Raw genomic sequence first — 17,874 nt, forward strand, 5'->3', positions numbered from 1 at the left:
TGATAGTTATCTGCCTATGACCCCAGATCAGTTGCTGACCTTCGCCTGCGTCGCCGATACCGGCAATATCAGCCGCGCCGCGCAAGTGCTGCATTTGTCTCAACCCGCCGTGTCGGGCCAACTGCGCATGCTGCAAGAGTGGTTTGGCGAACCGCTGTACCGCCGCAGCGGCCACGGCATTGCATTGACCGAGGCCGGCGAACGGCTGGCCGAACAAGCCCGGCAACTGCGGCAGGTATATCGGCAGGCGCAGGCGGTGCGGGAATCGTGGCGCGGGCTGGAAACCGGCGCGCTGCGCTTGGGCGCCAGCACCACGCCCGCCAGCTATCTGCTGCCCAGGCTCGTCGCCGATTTTCGCCACAGCTTTCCTGCGGTCAGCCTGCATCTGTCGGATGGCAACACGCGCGAAATCGTCGAGCGGCTGCCCGCGCTGGACCTGGCCTTTATTGAAGGGGATGTGCCCACGGGCCTGCCGGCGGATACGGCGGTGCACGCCTGGCGGCAGGACGAAGTCGTGGCGATCGTGCGGGCGGACCACGCGTTGGCCAGCAAGGGCGCGGTGACGTTGCGCGACCTGGCCGCCTCGCCGCTGGTGATGCGCGAACCCGGCTCCGGCGTACGCCGTCTGGTCGAACGCGCGTTCGCCGATGCCGGGCAGGCGCCGTCGGTGGGGTTAGAGCTGGCGGGGGTGGAAGGGGTGAAGCAGGCGGTGCGCGCGGGGCTGGGCGTGGGCTTTGTGTCCGTCATGTCGATGCGGCATGAGGACGGTGCGCTGGCGGCGTTGCGCTTGTTGCCCAAGCCGCTGACGCGCACGCTGAGCATTCTGGTGCCGCACGCGGACGCCGCGGCCCGCGCCGCCGAACGCTTTTTGGCGATGTGCCTGGCGGTCGGGGCGGCGGACGGCGGGTAGGGCGCTTGCCCCTCAGGCTTTGGCCAGACGCTTCAACGCCAGCTGGACCCAGTAGGTGCCACCCAGCGGCAGCAGGTCGTCGTTGAAGTCGTAGCTACCGTTGTGCAGCATGCAGGGGCCCAGGCCGTGGCCGCTGTCGCGGTGTTCGCCCGTGCCGTTGCCAATCCACACATAGCAGCCCGGCAGTTCCTGCAGCATGAACGCGAAGTCTTCCGCGCCCATTGTGGGCTGCACGTGGTCGTTGACGTTGGCCTCGCCCACGATGTCGCGCATCACGTCGGCGCAGAACGCCGCTTCTTCAGCGTGATTGATGGTGGGCGGGTAATTGCGCTGGAACGTGAATTGCACGTCGCAATCCATGGCGGCGCAGGTGTGGCGCGTGATCTCTTCCATACGGCGTTCGATCAGGTCCAGCACGTCCAGCGTGAAGGTGCGCACCGTGCCGCGCAATTCGGCGTGATTGGGCACGACGTTGTCGGCGCTGCCGGCGTGAATCTGCGTAATGCTGAGCACCGCCGCGTCCAGCGGATTGCGGTTGCGCGTGATGATGGTCTGCAACGACTGCGCCAGCTGCACGGCCGCCATGACCGGGTCGATGCCCAGGTTGGGCATGCCAGCGTGCGTACCCTTGCCCTTCACGATAATCGAAAACTCGTTGCTGGACGCCATGATGGGGCCGGGCGTCACGCCGAATTGGCCCGTCTTCATGCCGGGCCAGTTGTGCATGCCGAACACCGCTTCCATCGGGAAACGCTTGAACAGGCCGTCATCGATCATGCGCTTGGCGCCGCCGCCGCCTTCTTCGGCGGGCTGGAAAATCACGTACACAATGCCGGCGAAATCACGGTGTTGCGATAGATATTGCGCCGCCGCCAGCAGCATGGCGGTGTGGCCGTCGTGGCCGCACGCGTGCATCTTGCCTTCGTTCTGGCTGGCGTGCGCAAAGGTGTTGACCTCTTGCATCGGCAACGCGTCCATGTCGGCGCGCAGGCCCACGGCGCGTTCGCCCGGCTGATTGCCGCGAATGATCCCGACAACGCCCGTGCCGCCCAAGCCGCGGTCGACCTCGATGCCCCATTCTTCAAGCTTGGCCGCAACCACATCGGCGGTGCGGAATTCTTCGAAAGCCAGTTCGGGATGCGCGTGGATGTCGCGTCGGATCTTGGAAATGTCTTGATGCCAGGCGACGATGGGTTCGAGCAGTTTCATGGGGAAAGTCAGGCGGAATTGGGGAACGCAACAAGGTTATCATCAATCAAAAATCTATTTAATGGAGACAAATACCATGACGCGTCCGTGGCTTGCCCATTACCCGAAGGGGGTTCCGGCGGAGATCTCCACTGAGGGTTATTCCTCGTTGGCCGACTTGCTTGACCGGGCCTGCAAACAATATGCGTCGCGCATCGCCTGCACGGCGATGGGCAGCGACATCACCTATGCGCAGCTGGATCACTATGCCCGCGGCTTCGCCGGCTGGCTGCAAAGCCTGGGCCTGCCCAAGGGCGCGCGCGTGGCGTTGATGATGCCGAACGTGCCGGCGTATCTGGTTGGCATGTTGGGCACGTTGCGCGCGGGGCTGGTCGTGGTGAACGTAAACCCGCTCTACACCGCTGACGAGCTCGAACGCCAACTGCAAGACAGTGGCGCATCTGTCATCCTGATTCTTGAGAACTTTGCGAACACCTTGCAAGCGGTGAAGAACCGCGGCCAGCTCAAGCACATTGTCGTGACCGGGCCGGGTGATTTGCTGGGCGGGCTGAAGGCGCCTTTGGTCAACTTTGTGGCCCGCCATATCAAGAAGATCGTCAAGCCGTGGCGCATCGACGGCGCACATAATTTGCCAGCCGTGTTGCGTGATGGCGCGCGTGCGCCGTTCACGCCACCCGTCTTGTCGATGGACGATGTGGCGGTGCTGCAATACACGGGCGGCACGACGGGCGTGCCCAAGGGCGCGATGCTGTCGCACCGCAATCTGGCGGCCAACGTATTGCAGACGGAAGCCGTGGCGCAGCCCGTGGTGCACGATCTGGCGCGCACGCAGCTCACTATCATCAGCGCGCTGCCGCTGTACCACGTGTTCGCGATGACGGTTTGCGGCTTGTACGGCCTGCACGCGGGCATGCGCAACGTGCTCATCATCAACCCGCGCGATCAGCCGTCGCTGATCAACGCGTGGCGCAAGGTGCCCATCAATCTGTTCCCAGGCGTCAATACGCTGTTTAACGCGCTGGCCCATAACGACGACTTCGCGAAGCTGGATTTCTCGGCATTGCGGTTGACGTTGGGAGGCGGCATGGCGGTGCAGCAGTCGGTGGCGGAGCGTTGGCTGAAGATTACCGGCCGGCCGCTGATTGAAGGTTATGGCTTGTCCGAGACCTCGCCTGTCGCCACCGTGAACCCCACCGACGCCACCGCGTATTCAGGCTCGATCGGCTTGCCGCTGCCTTCCACCGACGTGGCAATTCTTGATGATGCGGGCCATGAAGTGCCGCTGGGCGAGCGCGGCGAAGTAGGCATACGCGGGCCGCAGGTGATGCTGGGGTATTGGCAGAAGCCCGAAGAAACGCGGCAGTCGATGACGGCCGACGGTTACTTCCGCACGGGCGACATCGGCATCATGGACGCGCAAGGCTACACGCGCATCGTCGACCGCAAGAAGGACATGATTGCGGTGTCGGGCTTCAAGGTCTATCCGAACGAGGTCGAAGCGGTTGTCGCGCAAATGCCCGGCGTGCTGGAGTGCGCCGCCATCGGCGTGCCTGACGAGCACTCAGGTGAAGCCGTGAAGGTGTTTGTTGTGAAGAAGGACGCGTCGCTGACCGAGGCCCAGGTGCAGGACTGGTGCCGCGAAAAGCTCACGGGCTACAAGCGCCCGCGCTTCGTGGAATTCCGCGAAGAATTGCCGAAGAGCAATGTGGGTAAGATCCTGCGCCGCGAACTGCGCCCCGACGCGCCGGCCAAGGCGCCCCAGGACGCTGCGGCCGCCTGACAGGCCTTATGCCGGGTCGGACGGCGGATTGTCCAGGTGCGGGGCAATCATGTCGTGCAGGGCGCGTTCGATAGCGGGGTTGCCCGCGACGACGCGTCCGCCGATCGGCCAGGGGTCAAGCTTGTGCATGTCTGTGCAGGTGCCGCCCGCTTCGCGCAGGATCAGCGTGCCAGCGGCCACATCCCACGGCGCCAGGCCCATTTCCCAATACCCGTCGTAACGGCCGCAGGCGGTCCACGCCAGGTCCAGCGCGGCCGCGCCCATGCGGCGCACGCCGCGCGCACGCTTGATGGCGTCGTTCAGCATGGGCATGTATTGATCGGCGAACGAAAAATCGCGGAAGGGGAAACCGGTGGCCAGCACCGAATCTTCAATCGTCTGCGTGCGCGAACACTTGATGCGGCGGCCGTTCAGCCACGCGCCAATTCCGTACACCGCCGTGAATAGCTCTTCGCGGTTGGGGTCGTACACCACACCGATGACGGGGGTGTCTTCCTTTAGCGTTTCCGTGGCCGACACCGCCGTGCCTGCGTGGGCGATCAACGCAATCGATACCGCGTAGTGGGGAATGTCGTGCAGGAAGTTGGTGGTGCCATCCAGCGGGTCGATGTACCAGGTGGCGCTGCCTTGAGGCTTGCCGCCCGTTTCTTCGGCCACGATGCCGAACTTGGGCGTGCGCGTTTGCAGCTCCTGGATAATCACGGCTTCGGCCTCGCGGTCCGCCTGGGACACGAGATCGTTGCGCGCCTTGCGGTCGATCACAAGATCGGCGCGATGGTGCGCGTAGGATTGCAGAATGGCCGCGCCTGCATGCGCCGCAGTGACTGCCGCATCGATCGCGGCGCACAGGTCGATGGGCTGGGCCAGTGAGCGGGGCTGATCATAGGTATCCATGTAAACCAGTGTAAGCCCAGCTATGCGTCAAACCCGTGGCAGCGGCTTGAAAGGCGGATTCCGCGTGGCGTCCATCCAACGGCCGCGCCCGCATCGCTCGATAATTCGCGCTTGTCTCAACTTTGATTATTTCCCCCCGGATTCCATGTCCTCGTCTTATTTGCCCCTGACCCCCGCCGTGACGGACATCGATGCCGACGGCCAGCTGTTCAGCCCCTTGTATGACGATGTGTATCACGCGCCGGCTGGGGCACTGGGGCAGGCGGAGCACGTGTTTCTGCGGGGTAATGGCCTGCCGGAACGCTGGCGGGGGCGCGATGCGTTCACCGTCTGCGAAACGGGATTCGGCCTGGGGCTGAACTTTCTGGCGCTGTGGAACGCCTGGCGCCATGACCCGCAGCGGCCCGCCGCCCTGCATATGGTGTCGATGGAGGCGCATCCATTCACGCGCGAGAACCTGGTGGCGCAGTTGGCCCGGTATGCGCCCGCGCCGCTTGAGGAGCTGGCGCAAGCGTTGTGGGCGCAATGGCCGGCGCTGCTGCCTGGCCTGCACCGGCTGGAGTTCGAAAATGGCGCGGTCACGCTGACCCTGGGTTTTGGCGATGCCCAGGGGCTGGCGCGGCGCTTGAACGCGCGGGTGGATGCCTTTTTTCTGGATGGTTTCGCGCCAGAACGTAATCCCCGAATGTGGGCCTCGCCCCTGTTGCGCGATCTTGCCAAACTGGCGGCGCCCGGGGCCACGGTTGCGACCTGGGCATGCACCAGCGAGCTGCGGCATGCCTTGCAGGGCGCCGGTTTCGACGTGGAGTGCGCGCCGGGGTATGACGGCAAGGGGCTGATGACCGTGGGTACGGTTCGCGCGCCGGGCAGCGCGGCAGCGGCCCCGCGCTCGACGGTCAGGCATGCCGTGGTGGTGGGGGCGGGGCTGGCGGGTGCGGGCGTTGCGCAGTCGCTGGCGGGGCGGGGATGGCGCGTTACGGTGCTGGATGCCGGTCGCGCGTTGGGAGCACCTGCGCATGCAGGGCATCTGGCGGCGGCGCTGACCCCGGTGATTGCGCGTGACGACAACGCCCGCGCGCGGCTGTCGCGCGCAGGCAGCCAGCGTGCCGAAGCCCGCTGGAAAGGGCTTGCCGGCGGCGCCGCGCCCCGTGTCTGCGGCACGGTCCAGGTCGAGCGCGATGCGGGCAAGGCCGCCGCGCTGGCCGGCACCTTGGAAACGCTGGCGTTTCCCTCTGATTGGGTACGCATGGTGGACCGCGACGAGGCCAGTGCGCTGGCGGGCCTGCCGCTGGCGCGTGGGGGCGTGTTCTTTGCGCAGGGCATGCTGGTGCAGCCGAATCGTCTGATCGATGCGCTGCTGCAAACGCCGGGTGTGACGGTGGCGCCTGCCAAGGCGGCGCGGTTGGAACCCGTGGGGCCGGGCTGGCGCGTGCTGGATGAGCAGGGCCAGGAAATCGCGCATGCCGAAACCGTCATTCTGGCCAACGCGTTTGGCGCGCAGGGCGTGCTGGCCGACAGCGGTTTGCTCGATCCTTTGCCGCGCATTGCGCAGATGCATGCGCTGGCGGGCGAGGTCACGCTGGTGCCCGCGGCGTCGCTCGCGGGCGGCCCGCGCTGCATTGTCGGGGGCGAGGGCTATCTGCTGCCCGATGTGGGCGCCGGTTGCGTGCTGGGCAGCACGTATATGCACGGCGCCACGCAGACGCAGGTCAGCGCGGAAGGCCAACGCGTCACGCTGGACAAGGCGGCCGGCCTACTGAGCGGTCACTTTCCCGACTTTGATGCATTGGTGCCGGGGACGTTGCCGGGCTGGGCCGGATGGCGCGCGGTGTTGCCGGGGCGCTTGCCTGCCGTGGGCGAGTTGCCGCATGCTAGGGGCGTGTGGCTGGCTGTCGGCTACGCCTCGCGGGGGCTGTCCTGGTCGGCATTGATGGGTGACGAGATTGCCGCGCGGCTGGCGGGTGAGCCCGGTCTGCTGGAAACCGATCTGGCCCAACTTGTTTCACCGCGATGAAAAAAAGTCGAAGGCTTGAGGGGGCCGTCAGTCAGGTGGCGTAGAATTGCAGTAATTGCCAGGATTTGGCGCCAAATAGGCCGCTTTGGGCTCAAAATTGGCGTTTCGGCCACGCGCGGCATCATCGCCGATTCGTGTCAGCCGAGGGCTTTATGCCCCCTTTTTTGGATGAGATTGCCGTCCAAAAGAGGGACCGAGTTTATTTCAAAGCTCAAATCCGTCAAAATAGCGTCTTTTGATGGTTTTTGGCTTAAGCCGGGGGATGCTCTGTGCCGCCCAAGTTCGACTTTGCCCATACTACCCAGCTCGATAACATCGAGCTGCTGACGTCCCGCCCTAGTCGCTTCGATTTCGATGCGGGCGATGGGTTGCACCTGGTAGTCGAGGCGCATGCGCCTGGTGTTTTTCGCCTGCGCTGCGGCGAGGCGAACCACCTGAATGATGACAAGCCCAGTGCGCGTGCGCGCGCTGTGGCCGAGATGCTGCTCGCGCGCCAAGAGGCCGTGGGCGAAGCTGCCATTGCTCCCCGCGAAGGGGGCGACGGTTGGCGCATCACACAGGGCGATGTTGCCCTGGAAATCCAATCGAATCCCGTGCGCGTGGCGATTTACCGCAACGAAGAACGGGTATTCGAATCCGAGGTTTCCGCGCATACGCCCGCATTCGGGCATAACGCGCTGGACCAGGACGACAGCGCGGTCTGGACGGCGGGGTTCACCCTGCAGCCCGACGAGCGCGTGTTCGGCCTGGGCGAAACCCCGGGCGATCTGAACCGCCGCGAAGAATCGGTCGTTTCCGATGACCCCGAGCACCGCGCCTTGCCGTTGGCATGGAGCCCGCGAGGCTGGGGCGTCTATGTGAACACGATGCGCCGCATTGAACATTCGGTGGGCGTTGCGCCTGCGGATTCGGCCTACGTGCTGACCGTGGACGACGCCGTGCTGGATCTGTTCCTGTTCGCCGGCGAACCCGCTGAAATCCTGAACCAGTACACCGCGCTGACCGGCCGAGCCGGCCAGCCCGTGCTGTGGGCGATGGGCGCATGGCTGCAACAGGCCGCGGGCGAAATGCCCACGCAGACGGTGGCTTTGGTGGCCCGCATGCGCGAAAACCAGATTCCGGTTGACGCCGTGACGCTGGCGCAGCCGGCGGCCTGGGGCTTCCAGGCGGACAAGGCCGTGTTCGAATGGGACGCTCAGCGTTTCCCGGACGCCAAGCAGATGCTGGCCTTGTTCCACAAGCACAACGTGCATGTCTCGGCTTCTGGTTTCCCCGGCGTGCTGAAGACCAGCCCGCTGTTCGAAGAACTGGAAGACCGGGGCTGGCTGCTGGCCAAGGACGACGGTTCCGCGCAGGTGTTTGACGGCAACGCCGCCACATCGGGCCAGCCTTATGGCCTGCTCGACCTGACCTATCGCGACATCTACAACCTGTGGGTTGAGCGTCATCGCCAATTGGTGGAAGACGGCCTGGACGCGCCCGCGTGCGACGCCCAGATCGCCATCCCTGACGGCGTCACCGCCCGCAACGGCGAAACCGGCCCCGCGCTGCGCAGCATGTATCCGCTGTTGGTGCGCCGTGCTTTGTTTGACGCCGTCGCCGGCCTGAAGGTCCCGCCGGAAGGCGTGGTGCCCAGCGCCGACTTGTTCCCCGCCGCGCAGCGCCTGCCGTGGCAGGTGGGGCCGCAGGCTGAAAACACCTGGGACGGCTTGCGCCATACCTTGCGCACCGCCTTGTCGATTGGCGCCAGCGGCTTGCCCGTGCAGGTGCATGGCATCGGTTCGGCCTCGCGCGACCGCTCGGGCATGACGTCCGAGCTGTACCTGCGCTGGCTGACCGTGGGCGTGTTCTCGGCAAACTTCTCGTTCCAGGGTGTTGAAGGCTTGATGCCTTGGGACTTCGGCGAAGAAACGCTGGCGCAGGCCCGTACCTGGATGCAATGGCGCTATCGCCTGGTGCCTTATGTGCTGGGCGCCATCGAAGATTCGGCCCGTACCGGTTTGCCGGTGCAGCGTTCCATGGCCCTGTCGTTCCCGAACGACCCGCATGCCCATGAGTGGGACTTGCAATACCTCCTGGGCCCGGCCCTGCTGGTGGCGCCGGTCACCGAACCGGGCAAGCAGGTGCGCGTGTATCTGCCCAAGGGCGAAGCCTGGTGGGATCTGAACACGGGTCACCGCTACGAAGGCGGCACCACCTGGACGATCGACTGCGAGCTGGGCCAGTTCCCGGTGTTCGGCCGCGAAGGGCACATGCTCTGTCTGGGACCGGCCGCGCAGCACACGGGCGAGTTCAACTCGGCGCGTATCCTGGATGAAGTCTGGATGTTCGGCATGCCGGTGCATAACCCGGTCGTCATGCGCAACAAGATCCGCGTGATGCAAATGCAGGGCTCCAGCTACATCAAGGGTCTGGAAGGGCTGCGGATTTCGCCGTCCGAAGGCCTTGAGGTCAAGCGCCGGGGCGCGGAAGTCCGCATCTCTCGCGCTCGCTGACAATCGCGTGGCCGGTTGACCGGCCACCGTTATAAAAGGGGCAGTCAGGAAGGCTTTCCTTCCTGACTGCCCTTTGCGCCTTTTTGGTAGCCGCCAGATCGCAGCATCGGTTGTAGGCGCTGTCGGAGACGCCGCAAGGCGATGATGGCGACTATATTACTTATAGTTATTAAAAATGGAAAAAACGGTCGTTCTCTTTAGAAGAGAAAAGATACAAAATCGCTTGCCATGATTCACATCGAGAACCTATCCAAGACCTATGCCACGCCGCATGGACAATTCCAGGCGCTGCGAGGCATCAACCTGCACATCGAGCAGGGCGAGGTCTTCGGCATCATCGGCCCCAGCGGGGCCGGTAAAAGCACGTTGGTCCAGTGCATCAATTTGCTGGAACGCCCCAACGAAGGCACGATCACCATCGGCGGGCAGGGCCTCACCGGGCTGAACGAAGCGCAGTTGCGCGGCCAGCGCCGCCGCATCGGCATGGTGTTCCAGGGCTTTAATCTGCTGTCGCGCCGCACGGTCTACGGCAACGTGGCCTTGCCGTTGGAAATTGCCGGCGTGGCCAAGGCCGAGATTCCGGCCCGTGTCGAGCGTCTGCTGGCGCTGGTGGGCCTGGAGCATCTGCGCGACCGTTATCCCAGCCAGATCAGTGGCGGCCAGAAGCAGCGCGTGGGCATTGCGCGCGCGCTGGCCAACAACCCGGACGTGCTGCTCAGCGATGAAGCCACGTCCGCGCTTGACCCTGAAACCACGCACAACATTCTGGCGCTGCTGCGCGACATCAACCGCAAGACGGGTGTGACGGTCGTCATGATCACGCACCAGATGGAAGTGGTGCGCGAAGTCTGCGACCGCGTCGCCGTCTTGTCGCAAGGCGAAGTGGTGGAAGTGGGCAGCACGCGTGAAGTGTTTGCGCAGCCGCGCCACGAAGTCACGCGCGGCATGGTGTCGGCCGCCACCGCGTCCGACCTCACCGACGCCACACTGGCCGCCGTAAAGGAACGCATCGCCACGCTCACCGCCGCCAAGCCGGGCCAGGCCGTGCGCCTGTTGCGCCTGTCCTTGACCGGCACCGATGCGTCGGGCTCGTTCCTGTCCGACCTGGCCAAGCAGTTTTCGTTGGACGTGGGCCTGGTGCAGGCCCGCGTTGAAGATATCCAGGGCGTGGCCGTGGGCACGATGTTCGTGCTGGCCCAAGGCGCGCCCGCCGCGGTCAAGGACGCGATTGCCGCGTTGACCGCCCGTGACATTACCGTTGAAGAAATAGCTCATGAGTCCGCAACTGATCGACCTGCTTATTACGTCGCTGCTTGACACCTTGTTGATGGTGGGTGTGGCCAGCGCCATCGCGGTGGTCATCGGCATTCCGCTGGGCGTGACGCTCACGGTGACCGCGCGCGGCAACATGCTGGAGAACCAGCCCGTCAACCACGTGCTGGGCGCCATCATCAACGCCACGCGTTCGGTGCCGTTCGTGATCTTGATGGTTGCCATCATCCCGTTCACGCGCCTGGTTGCGCAGACCTCCATCGGCACCACGGCCGCCATCGTGCCGCTGTCGGTAGCCGCGATTCCGTTCATGGCCCGCATCGCCGAAAACGCCATGCGCGAAGTGGACCCGGGGCTGATCACCGCGGCGCGCGCCATGGGCGCATCGCCGATGCAGATCATCATGAAGGTGCTGCTGCCCGAAGCCTTGCCCGGCCTGATCGCCGCGACCATCGTCACCGTTGTCAGCCTGATCGGCTATTCGGCCATGGCCGGCGCCATCGGCGGCGGCGGCTTGGGTGACCTGGCCATCCGCTACGGCTATCAACGCTTCCAATCGGACGTCATGGCGGCCGTCGTGATCGTGCTGATCGTATTGGTTCAGGCGATCCAAAGCCTGGGCGACCGCTTCGTGCGCCGCCTGTCGCATCGCTGATCACAAAGACGCCCATTCTTTCTTCTCTCTACTTCCGTTATTCGGGAACTCGCATCATGAGCATCAAGGTTTTGAAGTCGCTGGCCGCGTTCGCCCTGGGCGCCGCCGTTTTCGCCCAGCCCGCGCTGGCTCAGGACAAGCCGCTGAAGGTGGGCGTCACCGCCGGCCCGCACGCCCAGATCTTTGATGTGGTGAAGGCCGAAGCCGCCAAGCAGGGCCTGAACTTGCAGATCATCGAATTCACCGACTACGTGCAGCCCAACGTTGCGCTGGCCTCGGGCGACCTGGACGTCAACAGCTACCAGCACCAGCCGTATCTGGACAACGCCAACGCCGACCGCGGCTACAAGCTGGTCAGCATCGCAAAGACCGTGATCTTCCCGATCGGCATCTACAGCAAGAAGATCAAGTCGCTGGCTGAGCTGAAGGACGGCGCGCGCATCGCGCTGCCGAACGACCCGACCAACGGCGGCCGCGCGCTGTTGCTGCTGCAAGCCAATGGCCTGATCAAGCTGCGTCCGGAAGCCGGCCTGAAGGCCACGCCGATCGACGTCGTCGAGAACAAGAAGAAGCTGCGCTTCATTGAACTGGACGCCGCGCAACTGCCGCGTTCGCTGGATGACACCGACGCGTCGGCCATCAACACCAACTTCGCGCTGGAAGCCGGCCTGAACCCGACCAAGGACGCCATCGCCCAGGAATCGCCGGATTCGCCGTACGCCAATGTGCTGGTCGTGCGTGAAAAGGACAAGGACCGCCCCGAGTTCGCCAAGCTGATCAGCATCTATCACAGCCCGGCCGTGAAGCAGTTCATCGAGACCAAGTACAAGGGCGCCGTGGTGGCGGCCTGGTAAGTCCAGGTTCACCCCAGCCCAAGAACGGCCGCCTTGCGCGGCCGTTTTTTTATGAACGCTGAAGGGCGCGCGGAGGAAACTTCATGGCGGATCTTCGTCAAACCTTTTGACAAGATAAAAAAAATCCGCCATAATTTCTGGCTTCGGTCGGGCTGATAGCTCAGTCGGTAGAGCAGCGGACTTTTAATCCGTTGGTCGCGAGTTCGAGTCTCGCTCAGCCCACCACCCCCGCTTTTTGTTCAAGCGGAAAGAGAAACAAGCACCTGCGAGTGATCGCGGTGCTTTTTTTTCGTCTGTCGTGAATGCGTAGAAAAGATTGCGTAGAGAGAAATTACGTAGAAAAGAGATTGGGCAGAAAAGCGTGCTTCAAGAAGGCGTGCGCGCCGACGCATCTGCCAGCGCATGCAAGCTTAGCCCGCACGTGCGCGCCCGTTCAGACAGCGATTCGCTTTGGGCCAGCGCCCGCCGGCTTTCTTCCAGCAGTACATCCAGCTGTTCCTGCAACGTAGACGCCATGGCCCACGCGCGTTCGGCGAAGCGGTCGGAGAATTGATCCACGCAGGTCTTGCAGATGGCGGCGCCGTTCTTCTCAAGCAGCGGCGCGCCTTGCGCCAGCGTTGATTGGCAAAACATACAGGCGAGGGCGCGGTTCATGCGGGCGGCTCATCATCGGGTGGGCGGACGGCGCCGTGCAAAACACGGCGCCTGCCCTTAGACAACGGCCTGGCGGGCCAACTCTTAAGTCAGCCAAGCGCCCTAGGACGAACAGACTCGGACAAAAGGATGAGGCAACCTTAGCCCGCGTAGGCGGCCCGCAGCGCGACCGGGGCGGGTTCTGCCGTGACGTCGATGATGGTTTCGGCCGGCACCTTGAAGAAGGCGGCGGTGGCGGCCAGGCGCTTGGCCTGATCTTCCAGCGAGGACGCCGCGGCGGCCGCTTCTTCCACCAGCGCGGCGTTCTGCTGGGTTACGTCGTCCATCTGCGTGACGGCGCGGTTGATCTGGTCGATGCCTATGGATTGCTCGGTGGATGCCTCGGTGATCTCGGCCATGATCTGCGTCACGCGCTGCACCGAGCTCACGATCTCCTGCATCGTCTCGCCGGCCTGGCGGACCTGTAGCGCGCCGCTGTCCACATTGCTGGTGGACTGCTCGATCAGGTCCTTGACCTCGCGCGCGGCCTGCGCGCTGCGCTGCGCCAACGACCGCACTTCGCCCGCCACCACTGCGAAGCCCTTGCCCTGTTCACCCGCGCGGGCGGCCTCCACGGCGGCGTTCAGCGCCAGGATATTCGTCTGGAAAGCGATGCCATCAATCACCGAGACAATCTCGGCGATCCGGCGCGAGCTGTCCGAAATGCGCGCCATGGTCTCCACCACTTGATGCACGGCGTCGCCGCCACGCATGGCCACGCCGCGGCTTTCGGCGGCCAGCGCGTTGGCCTGATGCGCGTGCTCGGTATTCTGTTTCACCGCCGTGGCCAACTCTTCCATGCTGGCCGCGGTTTCTTCCAGCGACGCGGCCTGCTCCTCGGTGCGCGAAGACAAGTTCGTGTTGCCCGACGAGATTTCCGCTGCGCCCGTGTTGATTTCATTCACGCTGCGGCGCACTTCCGCGACGGTGCGGGTCAGGCTGTCCTGCATGCGCTTGAGCGCGGCGAACAGCACGCCAATTTCGTTATCGGCGCCCACGGCCACGCGCTGGGTCAGGTCGCCCGACGCGATACGGTCAAAGTGCACGGCCGCGTCCTTCAGCGGCGACAGCACCTGGCGGCTGATGAAGCGCCAGCATCCAATCGCCAGGACCAGCGCCAGGGCCAGCATGACGATGGTCGAGATTTCCGCCTGGTCGTAACGCCGGTCCGAGGCGGTGTTGATCTCGACCGCGCGTTGTTCCGTGTGGTTCAGGAAGGCGGTGACGCGTTCTTCGAAGCGGGCGTCAGCGGCTCGGGCGTCTGCGACGGCGGTGACGTACTGCTCGGCCGATTGCTTCTGCAGGGCCTCGCCCAGCGAGTCAATGCTGCGCACATAGGCATTGAACGTGCCATCCAGATCCCCCGCCAGTTTGCGGCCGGCTTCCGACAATTTGGGCACGCGTTGGTAGACGCCGTAGCGCTGGCGCGCCTCGTTCAGGAACTTGGCCGCCTGATCCACACTTGCCTGCGCCTGCGCGCCGCGGCCCGCCTGCACATCCAGATAGGCCGCCACCAGCGTGATGCGGGTGCGCAGCAACAGCACCTGGGTTTCATAAAGCGGGCGTGTCTGTTCCGTGGAAACGCGGTTCAGGTCGTCGACGGCCTCGTCTGCTGCCTTGGCGAACAACCAGCCCATGCTGGTGGCGCCGGCCAAGGCCACGACGAAAAGAGTCAGGACGGCGAGCAGTCCGGTTCGGATTTTCAGGTTCTTAAACATCGCAAGGCTCCTGCAATGGCGGAAGGCGCAAACGCCGTCGACCGTGATCTAGTGGTAAACCCGAGCCAAATGTAAGTTTGAATTACATATTTAACAATTGATCATTTTTCACTGGCACGTTCTGGTTTCGGCAACGCCCGGATGACAAGGCGGCAAAGAGGGGGCAAGGAGGCGGCAAGGAGGCGGCACAAGCGGCGCAGACGGCACAAGCGGCACAAGCGGCACAAGCGGCACAAGCGGCAGACGCGCGCAGGGCCGGCCCGGAATCAGAACAGCGGTGGCGTGTCGCTGCGGATGAAGCGCAGAAAGCGGTGGGCGGCCTCTGGCAAGGGGCGGGACACATGGGTCTGCACCTGGATCTGGCCGCCATTGAGCAGGGCGTCGTCGACGGGGCGGCCAATGAGCCGGCCGCTATCCAGCTCTTGGGATGCCGAGAGCCGCGCGCACAAGGTCACGGCGTTGCCGGTCAGTACATAGTTGTAGACGGCGTCGGGCAGGTTGGACGTGAAGGCGGGCGACAAGGTGGTGTTGTACAGGCTTGATGCCATATCCAGCAGCCGGCGCAGCGCGCTGCCGCCTTCGGGCAACGCCAGCGGATAGGCCGACAGTTGCGTCAGATGCAGGGCGTCGTGAACGGCCAGAGGGTGGCCGGGGCGCATCACGGCAACGATCTCGGCAGGACGCGAGAAGATGACGGCGATATCTTTTTCCGCAGCATGGCTGTACGTGACGCCGATGTCCGCCTGCGCCGAACGCACGCGTTCGGTGACGAGCCCCGCATCCAGCACGGTCAGGTTGAATCGCACTGACGGATGTTCGGCCTGGAACGCCGCAAATTTCTGCGGCAAGGCCTGCGCCGCAAATCCGTGCGCGCCCGCCACTTTCACCGTTTGTGTATAGCGGCCGTTTTGCCCGCCGATCTCGGCATAGGTGCGGGCCGCGTCGGCTTCCACCCGGCGCGCGTGGTCCGCCAGGATACGGCCCACTTCGGTTACGCGCATTCCCTTCGGATGCCGTTCGAACAGCTGGTTTTGCAGCCGCTGCTCCAGGCCCGCAATCTGCCGGCTGACGGCGGAGCTGACCACGTTCAGGCGAGCCGCCGCGCCATTGACGGACCCGGTGTCGACGACGGTCAGAAAATAACGAAGCGCGGTGCTGTCGAATTGGAATCGCTTCATTGATGTGAATGCCGTAAATCTCAATGTCGAGTCCAGGCGGTTGGCAGCCGCAAAAATAGCGCGTGCTAAAGCGGATGGCGTTGGAATAGCCGCCCGCCACGGCGTCTCGTGAACGCGCAGGCCAACAGGTACGGACCACGGAAGCGATGGCGGATTGCGCCATGGATAGGCAGGCAAGCGTCATCCGGAGAGCCCGGCGCGCCAGGATGCCCGCCCCAATCATGCAGGACAGGCGGATGTGCCAGAGGTGGAATTTATTCCAGCTCCACCTTTTGCCACAATCGCAAATTTATCAATATTGCATTCTAATTTCGGCAATTACCCTATTGCCGCGGCGCAATGGCGAATTGCAGTGTGTGCGCGCCAATGCAAAGCGCGCCCGTAGGCGCGCTGTGAAGACTCGGGATGGACGGCGGATCAGTCCACCACGAAACCGCTGGGGCCGCTGTGGCCCAGCAGCTCGCGTGCGCATTGCATTGCTTCGTTAGCCGTCGCCACCGCCAGGAACGGCATGCCGAAGGCGCGCGCCATCTTTTCGCCGCGCTTGCGCATCTTGTCCAGCGCGTCGGGCTCGCGTTCGATGGCAATGAACGCGCGGCAGCGCGCCTTCAAACGCGGCATGTTGGTGGTCTGCCATTCCACCATGGCCTTGCGGTCGTCATGACCCGCTTCTTGGCGCATGTCAGGCACGACCATGACAAAGGTCTGCGGGTTGTCCACCAGCATTTCCATTTCGCGTATCCAGCTGGCCGAATAGCCCGCGGGCGCGCCGCCGTGCTTGGCCGTCACGATGGGGAAGTGGGATAGGTCGTGGAAGAAAAACTGATCGCGGTTCATTCGAATTCTCCGTGAGGGATGACGGGGGCGCTGGGTTTGCAGCCACACCCGCCGTAGAGCACCAGGCTGTAGGAGTCCAGCGCGAAGCCACTGCGCTTGGCGATCTTTCGCACCAGTTGCGCCATGGCGGGATCGCTGGATTCCAGGATCTGCCCGCATTGCGTGCAGACCATGTGGTCGTGATGCCCCTTGTCATTGAGCTCGAACACGGTGGTGTGCGCGTCGAGCTGAGTCCGTTTGAGCAGTCCGGCGTCCTCAAGTTGCGTGATGACGCGATAAACCGTCGCCAGGCCGATGCTGCTGTGGTCCGAGATGAGATTCCGGTAGACGTCCGCCGCGCTCATGTGCTGATTCGCGCGCTGATAAAAGATGTCCAGAATCTTGATTCGAGGGAAAGTGGCTTTGATGCCCGCGTCGCGCAGCCGCGTGATGTCCATGTGATTTCTCCGTTCGGGGGGCTGATGCCCGACTGATGAGAATGATGTACATTTTCATGTACGCCCGCTAACGGGAACCCGTCAACCTGTAGCTCAAACCTGCCAACCATGCTTCACGTGGCTATCGCGCCCGCCCAGTCCAATGTGCTGCTGACCCCGTTCAGCGTGCAGGGCCGGCGGGAATCCAAAGGCATTGCCGTGCCCTCGCATGTTCATGACGAGGGCATGCTGGTGCTGGTGCATGAAGGCTTAGTCGTGGTGCAAGCGGGCACGGACGTCTGGACGGTGATGCCGGGCAGCCTGGGCTGGATTCCCCCCGGCATGCCGCACGGCGCAAGATGGTTTGGCGATGCGCGCGGTTCCTTCCTGTACGTGCGGGCGGATGCCTGCCACCGCTTGCCGCCACACTGCCGCTCGTGGCCGTCATCCAAACTGATCGAAGCGCTGATGGACCGCTTCGTCAGCAAACAGGCGGGGGACTTGTCCGAGGCATATCAGGCGCAGTTGTTCGACGTGTTGCTGGAAGAGATCAAGCAGCGCGAGCACGCGCCGCTGTTGCTGCCGATGCCCGCCGATCCGCGCTTGCAGGATCTGGCCAACACGTTGCTGGGCCAGCCTGACGATACGGCAGGCATTGAGGAATGGGCGCAGCGATTGAACATGTCGTCGCGCACGCTGATGCGCCGCTTCCGGCAGGAAACCGGCGTGACGCTTGGGCAGTGGCGTCAGCAGGCGCGCTTGTTGCGTGCGCTGGAAATCCTGTGCCGCGGCGGTTCCGTGACCGAGGCCGCGCTGTCCGTGGGCTACGAAAGCACCAGCGCTTTCATCGGCAGTTTCCGCAGCGCGTTTGGCGCAACGCCCACCCGCTATCTGGCTGACCGCGACTAGCCGCTGTTTGTAGCAAGGGTGCCGCAGCGCTGCTGCTGCT

15 protein-coding genes and 1 tRNA gene are annotated in these 17,874 nt (G+C 64.1%); 9 read left to right on the top strand and 7 right to left on the bottom strand.

Features of this window, described 5'->3' with window-relative positions; translation table 11 throughout:
* The first annotated feature begins 16 nt into the window (after window positions 1-16).
* Window positions 17-910, top strand: a complete 894-nt coding sequence (locus tag ACFZAI_RS07315; protein ID WP_391566315.1) for a LysR family transcriptional regulator — start codon at window positions 17-19, stop codon at window positions 908-910.
* 12 nt (window positions 911-922) lie between these two features.
* Here ACFZAI_RS07315 and ACFZAI_RS07320 read toward each other — a convergent pair whose 3' ends face one another.
* Window positions 923-2,119: a M20 aminoacylase family protein gene (locus ACFZAI_RS07320; RefSeq protein ID WP_391566316.1), complete on the bottom strand. Its 1,197-nt coding sequence runs from the start codon at window positions 2,117-2,119 to the stop codon at window positions 923-925.
* 76 nt (window positions 2,120-2,195) lie between these two features.
* On the opposite strand from ACFZAI_RS07320, the gene ACFZAI_RS07325 reads away from it, so the two are divergent.
* Window positions 2,196-3,899, top strand: a complete 1,704-nt coding sequence (locus ACFZAI_RS07325) for an AMP-binding protein (protein ID WP_391566317.1) — start codon at window positions 2,196-2,198, stop codon at window positions 3,897-3,899.
* Between the two features lie 6 nt (window positions 3,900-3,905).
* Here ACFZAI_RS07325 and ACFZAI_RS07330 read toward each other — a convergent pair whose 3' ends face one another.
* Window positions 3,906-4,793, bottom strand: a complete 888-nt coding sequence (locus ACFZAI_RS07330) for an inositol monophosphatase family protein (RefSeq protein ID WP_391566318.1) — start codon at window positions 4,791-4,793, stop codon at window positions 3,906-3,908.
* Window positions 4,794-4,938: 145 nt separating this feature from the next.
* Between ACFZAI_RS07330 and mnmC the strand changes: the two genes are divergently transcribed.
* The 6 genes from mnmC to ACFZAI_RS07360 all read left to right on the top strand — a co-directional run bounded on the left by mnmC (window position 4,939) and on the right by ACFZAI_RS07360 (window position 12,308).
* The gene (mnmC, locus tag ACFZAI_RS07335; RefSeq protein ID WP_391566319.1) at window positions 4,939-6,807 is read left to right on the top strand and encodes an FAD-dependent 5-carboxymethylaminomethyl-2-thiouridine(34) oxidoreductase MnmC; all 1,869 of its coding nucleotides are present in this window, start codon (window positions 4,939-4,941) and stop codon (window positions 6,805-6,807) included.
* A 269-nt stretch (window positions 6,808-7,076) separates the two neighbouring features.
* Window positions 7,077-9,302: a TIM-barrel domain-containing protein gene (locus ACFZAI_RS07340; RefSeq protein ID WP_391566320.1), complete on the top strand. Its 2,226-nt coding sequence runs from the start codon at window positions 7,077-7,079 to the stop codon at window positions 9,300-9,302.
* Window positions 9,303-9,530: 228 nt separating this feature from the next.
* Window positions 9,531-10,619 (top strand): methionine ABC transporter ATP-binding protein, encoded by a 1,089-nt coding sequence (locus ACFZAI_RS07345; protein WP_391566321.1) that lies wholly within the window; start codon window positions 9,531-9,533, stop codon window positions 10,617-10,619.
* Window positions 10,576-11,229, top strand: coding sequence for a methionine ABC transporter permease (locus tag ACFZAI_RS07350; RefSeq protein ID WP_391566322.1), 654 nt, complete (start codon window positions 10,576-10,578; stop codon window positions 11,227-11,229). Before ACFZAI_RS07345 ends, ACFZAI_RS07350 begins: the two co-directional genes overlap by 44 nt.
* Before the next feature lie 56 nt (window positions 11,230-11,285).
* On the top strand, window positions 11,286-12,083 hold the full coding sequence (locus tag ACFZAI_RS07355; RefSeq protein ID WP_391566323.1) for a MetQ/NlpA family ABC transporter substrate-binding protein: 798 nt from the start codon (window positions 11,286-11,288) through the stop codon (window positions 12,081-12,083).
* 149 nt (window positions 12,084-12,232) lie between these two features.
* Window positions 12,233-12,308 (top strand) — tRNA-Lys (locus tag ACFZAI_RS07360).
* A gap of 141 nt (window positions 12,309-12,449) precedes the next feature.
* Here ACFZAI_RS07360 and ACFZAI_RS07365 read toward each other — a convergent pair.
* The 5 genes from ACFZAI_RS07365 to ACFZAI_RS07385 form a co-directional block, all read right to left on the bottom strand.
* Window positions 12,450-12,737, bottom strand: a complete 288-nt coding sequence (locus ACFZAI_RS07365; protein ID WP_054420490.1) for a ClpX C4-type zinc finger protein — start codon at window positions 12,735-12,737, stop codon at window positions 12,450-12,452.
* Window positions 12,738-12,877: 140 nt separating this feature from the next.
* Window positions 12,878-14,494 (bottom strand): methyl-accepting chemotaxis protein, encoded by a 1,617-nt coding sequence (locus tag ACFZAI_RS07370; protein ID WP_391566324.1) that lies wholly within the window; start codon window positions 14,492-14,494, stop codon window positions 12,878-12,880.
* A gap of 266 nt (window positions 14,495-14,760) precedes the next feature.
* Window positions 14,761-15,672 carry a LysR family transcriptional regulator gene (locus ACFZAI_RS07375; RefSeq protein WP_391566325.1) on the bottom strand — a complete coding sequence of 304 codons (912 nt, stop codon included), beginning with the start codon at window positions 15,670-15,672 and terminating at the stop codon, window positions 14,761-14,763.
* 417 nt (window positions 15,673-16,089) lie between these two features.
* Window positions 16,090-16,509 (bottom strand): hypothetical protein, encoded by a 420-nt coding sequence (locus ACFZAI_RS07380; RefSeq protein ID WP_391566326.1) that lies wholly within the window; start codon window positions 16,507-16,509, stop codon window positions 16,090-16,092.
* The gene (locus tag ACFZAI_RS07385) at window positions 16,506-16,946 is read right to left on the bottom strand and encodes a Fur family transcriptional regulator (RefSeq protein WP_391566327.1); all 441 of its coding nucleotides are present in this window, start codon (window positions 16,944-16,946) and stop codon (window positions 16,506-16,508) included. Before ACFZAI_RS07385 ends, ACFZAI_RS07380 begins: the two co-directional genes overlap by 4 nt.
* Before the next feature lie 108 nt (window positions 16,947-17,054).
* Here ACFZAI_RS07385 and ACFZAI_RS07390 point away from each other — a divergent pair, with 108 nt between their 5' ends.
* Window positions 17,055-17,834: an AraC family transcriptional regulator gene (locus ACFZAI_RS07390; RefSeq protein ID WP_391566328.1), complete on the top strand. Its 780-nt coding sequence runs from the start codon at window positions 17,055-17,057 to the stop codon at window positions 17,832-17,834.
* The last annotated feature ends 40 nt before the right edge of the window (window positions 17,835-17,874 follow it).

The organism is Achromobacter sp. NPDC008082, from assembly GCF_042957345.1.
Taxonomy (GTDB): domain Bacteria; phylum Pseudomonadota; class Gammaproteobacteria; order Burkholderiales; family Burkholderiaceae_B; genus Achromobacter; species Achromobacter kerstersii_A.